The following is a 5,996-nucleotide window of genomic DNA, read 5'->3' on the forward strand; positions in this document are numbered from 1 at the left end:
AAATATCAAAGTGTGTTTGTATGAGGCCCTGGGGCGCCCCATGCAACACGTAATTGGGACATAGCCTTTTTTATGGGAACAAGGTTCTGCGCCATTGCCGAATTGTGCTGAACGGATTGGCGGGGCAGGGGAGTGGCGGCATGGCAGAATGCAAAAAGCCCGCTCGATTAGCGGGCTTTTTTAATCTGGTGCGTCCTAGTGGATTCGAACCACCGACCCCCACCATGTCAAGGTGATGCTCTAACCAGCTGAGCTAAGGACGCAGGGTGCGCAATGCGACTTTTATTTCTTTATGCAGAAGTGGTGGGTTTAATTGGATTCGAACCAACGACCCCTACCATGTCAAGGTAGTGCTCTAACCAACTGAGCTATAAACCCACATCTGCATTTCTTTCAAACTGAATGGTGCGTCCTAGTGGATTCGAACCACCGACCCCCACCATGTCAAGGTGATGCTCTAACCAGCTGAGCTAAGGACGCATAACAGCAATCTGTGATGGTGCGTCCTAGTGGATTCGAACCACCGACCCCCACCATGTCAAGGTGGTGCTCTAACCAGCTGAGCTAAGGACGCATCACAGAAAAAGTGGTGGGTTTAATTGGATTCGAACCAACGACCCCTACCATGTCAAGGTAGTGCTCTAACCAACTGAGCTATAAACCCACTTTCTCTTACTTCACTACGCCAGCGCTGCTGACGTGGTCGGCATACTACCCATGCCCCCCAAGGCTGTCAACAGGCCATATGCACAAAGGAGACTGTTTGCCCAGTTCTTGCGCAGCCTGTTGATTTTGCAGGCGAGTTGTCGCTCGCCAAGCCCTGTTACTGAGATCGCGACAGGGTAGTGCAGGCTTCCGGAGTGGCAAAACGGCCATAGATGTAGCGCAATCTCGCCCCCAGCATCAGGGCCGCACTGGTGAGGCCGACGATAAAGCCGATCCAGAAGCCCTGCGGCCCCATCCGCGGCACCAGCCAGTCGGTCAGACCCAGGATCATGCCGGTGGGCAGCCCCAGTCCCCAGTAGGCGACGATGGTGACGTAGAAAATCGCCTGGGTATCCTTGTAACCGCGTAGTGCGGCGGCCGCGACCACCTGCACCGAGTCGGAGATTTGATAAATGGCGGCGAAGAACAGCAAAATGGCCGCCAGGACGATCACCTGCTGATCATCGGTATAGATCGAGGCGATCTGCTCGCGCAGTAGCACCGTCATGGCGGCAGTGGCCGCGGCAATGGCCATCCCCAGCATCAAGCCGGTGCGAGCCGCTACCCGAGCGTGATGGGGCTGCCCTTCACCTATGCTGTGGCCAACCCGGATGGTGACACCCACCCCGATGGAGAGGGGTAGCATAAAGACCAGGCTGGAGAAGTTGAGCGCAATCTGGTGGCTCGCCACCGTCTCGGCACCGAAAGGAGCCAGCATCAGGGCTACCACGGTAAACAGGGTCACTTCGCAGAAGATCGCCATGGCGATGGGGAAGCCCAAGCGAAACAGTCGCCAGATCCGGCTGCCGTTGGGGCGAGCCAGCTGGGAGAAAAGCCGGATCTCGGTGAAGTGACGGGAGAGCTTCACATAGAGGATCATCGCCAGCAGCATGGCCCACAGCACGATGGCAGTAGCCACGCCACAACCCACACCGCCCAGTTTCGGCATGCCGAAGTGGCCGTGAATGAAGATGTAGTTGGCGGGAATATTGACCGCCAGCCCGACAAAGCCGATCACCATGGTAGGCATGGTGTGGGAGAGCCCCTCACTGAAGTTGCGCAGCACCTGGAACATCACGAAGGCAGGCAGGCCCCACAGGATGGCGTGCAGATAACCAGTGGTCTTGGCAGCCATCACCGATTCCACATCCATAAACTGCAACGCCAGCGGGCTGTAATAGAGGGCGATCATCGCCAGCGGGGTGACGATCAGTGCCAGCCAGAAACCCTGATGGACGGCCGGGCGAATGGCTTCGCGTTTACGGGCGCCATTGAGCTGGGAGACGATGGGGGTGAGCGCCATGATGATCCCCTGCACCAGCAGGATCACCGGTAGCCAGAAGCTGGACGCCACCGACACGGCTGCCAGATCGACTGCACTCACCTGACCCGCCATCACGGTATCGACGAAGTTCATGGCGACCTGGGCCACCTGGGCGACCAGAATGGGGCTGGCTAGACGGACGAGCTGCTTCGCCTCGGACCAATAACGTTGCACTGACACCTCCGAGTGGATCAGATAAGAGTAAAAAAGAGCGGAAATCGGGAAGAGCCTTTGCACTTTCGGACGAAAGTGCAAAGGGTGGGGGAGGCATTCTAGCCTGAAATTCAGCCAGGACGAAATAGTTGCCACCCCGGGGGGCAGGATCAGGCGTCTTCGTGATCGCTGATCAGCAGGTTGGCAGCGGCATAGGCAGCCTGCTCGCGCAGTTCGGCGGGTACCCGCTCATCGGCGGCGACCGCGTTGAGGGCTCGGATGGTGGCGGCGATGGCGTTTGGCACATAGCCCTGCTCGCCGGAGCCAATCTGGTTATAGGCGATACGGATCGCTTCACAACATTGATATACCTGCATTTCTTTTTCCTTGTTTACCCGGATGTGAACGGCGTCACTATAGCGATCGGGCGCAAGCTTGTCAGCCTGTACCCTTGTCTCACCCTCTGCCCGAGGTTAACCTGCCCTTTTTGCAGTAGCAGGAGACGAGAGATGTTCACTGGCATAGTGCAGGGGACCGCCGAACTGGTGGCCATCGAAGAGCAACCCAACTTCCGTACCCATGTGATCCGCATGCCCAGCCGGGAGTGGGGGGAAGGGTTGGCCCTCGGTGCCTCGGTCGCCCACAACGGCTGCTGTTTGACCGTCACCCGGGTCGAGGGTGAGCTCGTCAGCTTTGATCTGATGCAGGAGACCCTGCGTCTCACCAATCTCGGCTTGTTGCAGGTGGGGGACAAGGTCAATGTGGAGCGGGCCGCCCGCTTTGGTGACGAGATCGGCGGTCATGTCATGTCTGGCCATATCATCGGCATGGCAGAGGTTACCTCGGTGATCGACACACCCAACAACCGTCAGGTGTGGTATCGCCTTGCTCCCGAGCTGATGAAATATGTGCTGACCAAGGGATACATCGGCATCGACGGCATCAGCCTGACCATAGGTGAGGTGCGCGAGCGGGAGTTTTGCGTTCACCTGGTCCCCGAGACCCTGGCCCGCACCAATCTGGGTTGGGTCAAGGCTGGCTGGCAGACCAATATCGAGATCGATCCCCAGACCCAGGCCATCGTCGATACGGTGGAGCGGGTACTGGCGGCGCGCGCGGGTAACTGAAGGCACTGTCCCAGTTATATGTTGAAAGGGAGCATTGTTGCCCAAATTGATGCAGCTTGAATGAAACTAACTGAGGACTCGGTGATCTGATCACCACTACCCTCTGTCAAGTCTGCATCATGGGAGCGTCCCTGCCCCCCCATCACCAACGGGTTTGTAGTGGTCTAATCATCTTGGCCACCATCGTAGGGGGAGCAGTTATCACCATGGTCTGCTTAATGACCTGATGAGATCAGGTCGCTATCTCTATAACCTCCATCTACATAATTTCGATTCTATTAATGAAGCTGCTTTAATTTTCCATATTTTATTATTTTTATAATCAGAAATTTATTATTTGATTGTGCTAGTGGGGTCTCTTTTTTATATACTTCCATATGGTGCTGGTGTAATCGTTTACATCGATGTGTGTTACGTCACAATATCCATCGTAATTAGTTCGTAATCTTGTCATGAGGCGAGGGCAGTCTGAGGACATTCTCTCAAGTCAATGGTTTATTATGGACAATGGATGGATATTTGATGAGTATAGAAAGATTGTTTGGATTGAATAGGAATATGGTAATGTTCGGTGCCATATTTTTTCTTTACTTTTTTATAATGGGAGCTTATTTTCCATTTTTCCCGATTTGGCTGCATGATGTCAATGATATCAGCAAGGCTGAAACTGGAATTGTCTTCGGCACTATTTCTTTATTTGCACTTCTATTTCAGCCAGTATTTGGGCTGATTTCTGACAAGTTAGGGCTGAAAAAGCATTTGCTCTGGATAATCATTGGACTACTGGTATTCTTCGCGCCCTTCTTTCTTTATGTATTGGCACCATTGCTGAAATTGAACATCTATCTCGGTTCTATCGTAGGGGGCATGTACATCGGTTTTGTATTTGCAGGCGGGGCTCCAGCCATAGAGGCTTATGTTGAGAAGGTGAGTCGCTCCAGTCAGTTCGAGTTTGGCCGAGCAAGGATGTTTGGCGCAATAGGCTGGGCCCTTTGTGCCTCTATTGTAGGGATCATGTTTACCATCAACAATGAGTTCGTGTTCTGGATGGGGTCTGCTTTTGCTGTTGTAATGGCGGTTTTATTCTATTTTATCAACCCTGGTCGTGGTAGCACCAGTGAAGTGCTAGATAGTATTGGCGCCAATCAGAAAGGGTTTAGCGTAAAACTGGCAATGGGATTGTTAAAACAACCAAAATTCTGGTTCTTCACCCTCTATGTCGTCGGGGTGGCATGTACCTATGACGTATTTGATCAGCAATTCGCGAATTTTTTTACCGCATTCTTTGATACAAAAGAAGAAGGTACTCGTTACTTTGGTTATGTCACTACGATGGGGGAGTTACTGAGCGCCAGCATCATGTTTTTTGCCCCACTGATTGTGAATCGAATTGGCGGAAAAAATGCCCTGCTAATCGCTGGGACCATCATGTCTATTCGAATCATCGGCTCCTCATTCGCCGAGACAGTTAGCCATGTCATTTTGCTGAAAACTCTACATATGTTGGAAGTTCCATTCCTGTTGGTCGGTACATTCAAGTACATCACTAGTGAATTTGATGTTCGCTTTAGTGCGACTATCTGGTTGATTGGCTATCAGTTCTTCAAGCAGCTAGCAACCATGTTTATGTCTGTGTGGGCTGGATCTATGTATGAGGTGATGGGCTTTCGTGAAACCTACTTGGTATTGGGCATTATTGCCGCAACTTTCACCTTTATTTCTGTCTTTACCCTCTCGGGAATGGGACCACTTGGGCTGTTAAAGGGTAGAACGATGGTTTTAAAAAAAGCCGCTAGTTACTAACCGACCATTTTGTAATCAGAGATTTGAAAAAGGTTATAAAAGATGAATAACAGTATGGCGTTACACCAAATCATTTGTCGTGCCGATTGGCAAACACAGGCTGTGACCAGTGTTAATCGTTTACCCACCCATACCCCCATGTTCAGCTGGCGCAGCGAAGCGGATGCCAGGGGTGATCTGGCCTCTTCCTCCCGTCTCTTGCTCGATGGCGAGTGGCGCTTCTCCTTCTTTGCCGCTCCCGAATTGGTGCCCGAGAGCTGGCTGTCGCAGGATCTGGTGGATGCTTGCCCCATTACAGTGCCGGGCAACTGGCAGCTGGATGCCGCCTATCCAGCTGCGCGGCCGCTCACCGATGGCCCCATCTACACCAATATCAAGTACCCCTTTCCCTGCGATCCGCCCCGAGTGCCAGCAGAGAATCCTACTGGCTGCTACTCCCGCGAGTTCGAACTGCCCGCCAACTGGCTGGCAAGCGGACAGAGCCGGATCATCTTCGACGGGGTGAGCAGTGCCTTCCACCTCTTCTGCAACGGTCGCTGGGTCGGTTATTCCCAGGACAGCCGCCTGCCCGCCGAATTCGATCTGACCCCATATCTGCAGAGCGGTCGCAACCGGCTGGCGGTGCTGGTGCTGCGCTGGTCCGACGGATCCTATCTGGAAGATCAGGATATGTGGTGGCTGTCGGGGATCTTCCGCTCCGTCAGCCTGTTGCACAAACCGTCCCGCCATCTGATGGATATGCGGGTGACGCCTGAACTGGATGCCTGCTATCGGGATGGTCGTCTCAAGATTGCACTGCAAGTGGCTAATGGGGCCGGTCTGTCGGTGGAGGCCAATCTTTATGACGGCAGCGAGCGGGTCGCGGCCCTGCACCAGCCGATCGG

5 protein-coding genes and 5 tRNA genes are annotated in these 5,996 nt (G+C 53.6%); 3 read left to right on the plus strand and 7 right to left on the minus strand.

Features of this window, described 5'->3' with window-relative positions; genetic code table 11:
• Positions 1–186: 186 nt before the first annotated feature.
• From G5182_RS19990 to G5182_RS20020, 7 genes are all read right to left on the minus strand, one after another.
• Positions 187–263 (minus strand) — tRNA-Val (locus tag G5182_RS19990).
• A gap of 38 nt (positions 264–301) precedes the next feature.
• A tRNA-Val gene (locus tag G5182_RS19995) sits at positions 302–378 on the minus strand.
• A gap of 25 nt (positions 379–403) precedes the next feature.
• Positions 404–480 (minus strand) — tRNA-Val (locus G5182_RS20000).
• 17 nt (positions 481–497) lie between these two features.
• A tRNA-Val gene (locus tag G5182_RS20005) sits at positions 498–574 on the minus strand.
• A 13-nt stretch (positions 575–587) separates the two neighbouring features.
• A tRNA-Val gene (locus tag G5182_RS20010) sits at positions 588–664 on the minus strand.
• A gap of 159 nt (positions 665–823) precedes the next feature.
• A complete protein-coding gene (locus G5182_RS20015; RefSeq protein ID WP_266135060.1) occupies positions 824–2,203 on the minus strand; it encodes an MATE family efflux transporter in 1,380 nt (459 codons plus the stop codon).
• Positions 2,204–2,352: 149 nt separating this feature from the next.
• Positions 2,353–2,559: a YaeP family protein gene (locus G5182_RS20020; RefSeq protein ID WP_005345813.1), complete on the minus strand. Its 207-nt coding sequence runs from the start codon at positions 2,557–2,559 to the stop codon at positions 2,353–2,355.
• Positions 2,560–2,691: 132 nt separating this feature from the next.
• Here G5182_RS20020 and G5182_RS20025 point away from each other — a divergent pair, with 132 nt between their 5' ends.
• The 3 genes from G5182_RS20025 to G5182_RS20035 all read left to right on the plus strand — a co-directional run.
• The gene (locus G5182_RS20025) at positions 2,692–3,309 is read left to right on the plus strand and encodes a riboflavin synthase subunit alpha (RefSeq protein ID WP_421254661.1); all 618 of its coding nucleotides are present in this window, start codon (positions 2,692–2,694) and stop codon (positions 3,307–3,309) included.
• Between the two features lie 522 nt (positions 3,310–3,831).
• Positions 3,832–5,112, plus strand: a complete 1,281-nt coding sequence (locus tag G5182_RS20030; protein WP_321537289.1) for an MFS transporter — start codon at positions 3,832–3,834, stop codon at positions 5,110–5,112.
• Between the two features lie 54 nt (positions 5,113–5,166).
• Positions 5,167–5,996: sugar-binding domain-containing protein (locus G5182_RS20035; protein WP_421254662.1), on the plus strand; the 830-nt coding region annotated here is incomplete at its 3' end.

This window comes from Aeromonas sp. 600948, assembly GCF_049174875.1.
Lineage (GTDB): Bacteria > Pseudomonadota > Gammaproteobacteria > Enterobacterales > Aeromonadaceae > Aeromonas > Aeromonas veronii_A.

Bases quoted from the DNA above. Each gene is read 5' to 3' on its own strand.
- G5182_RS20020 (WP_005345813.1), bottom strand. From the start codon at position 2,559: ATGCAGGTATATCAATGTTGTGAAGCGATCCGTATCGCCTATAACCAG.
- G5182_RS20025 (WP_421254661.1), top strand. From the start codon at position 2,692: ATGTTCACTGGCATAGTGCAGGGGACCGCCGAACTGGTGGCCATCGAA.
- G5182_RS20030 (WP_321537289.1), top strand. From the start codon at position 3,832: ATGAGTATAGAAAGATTGTTTGGATTGAATAGGAATATGGTAATGTTC.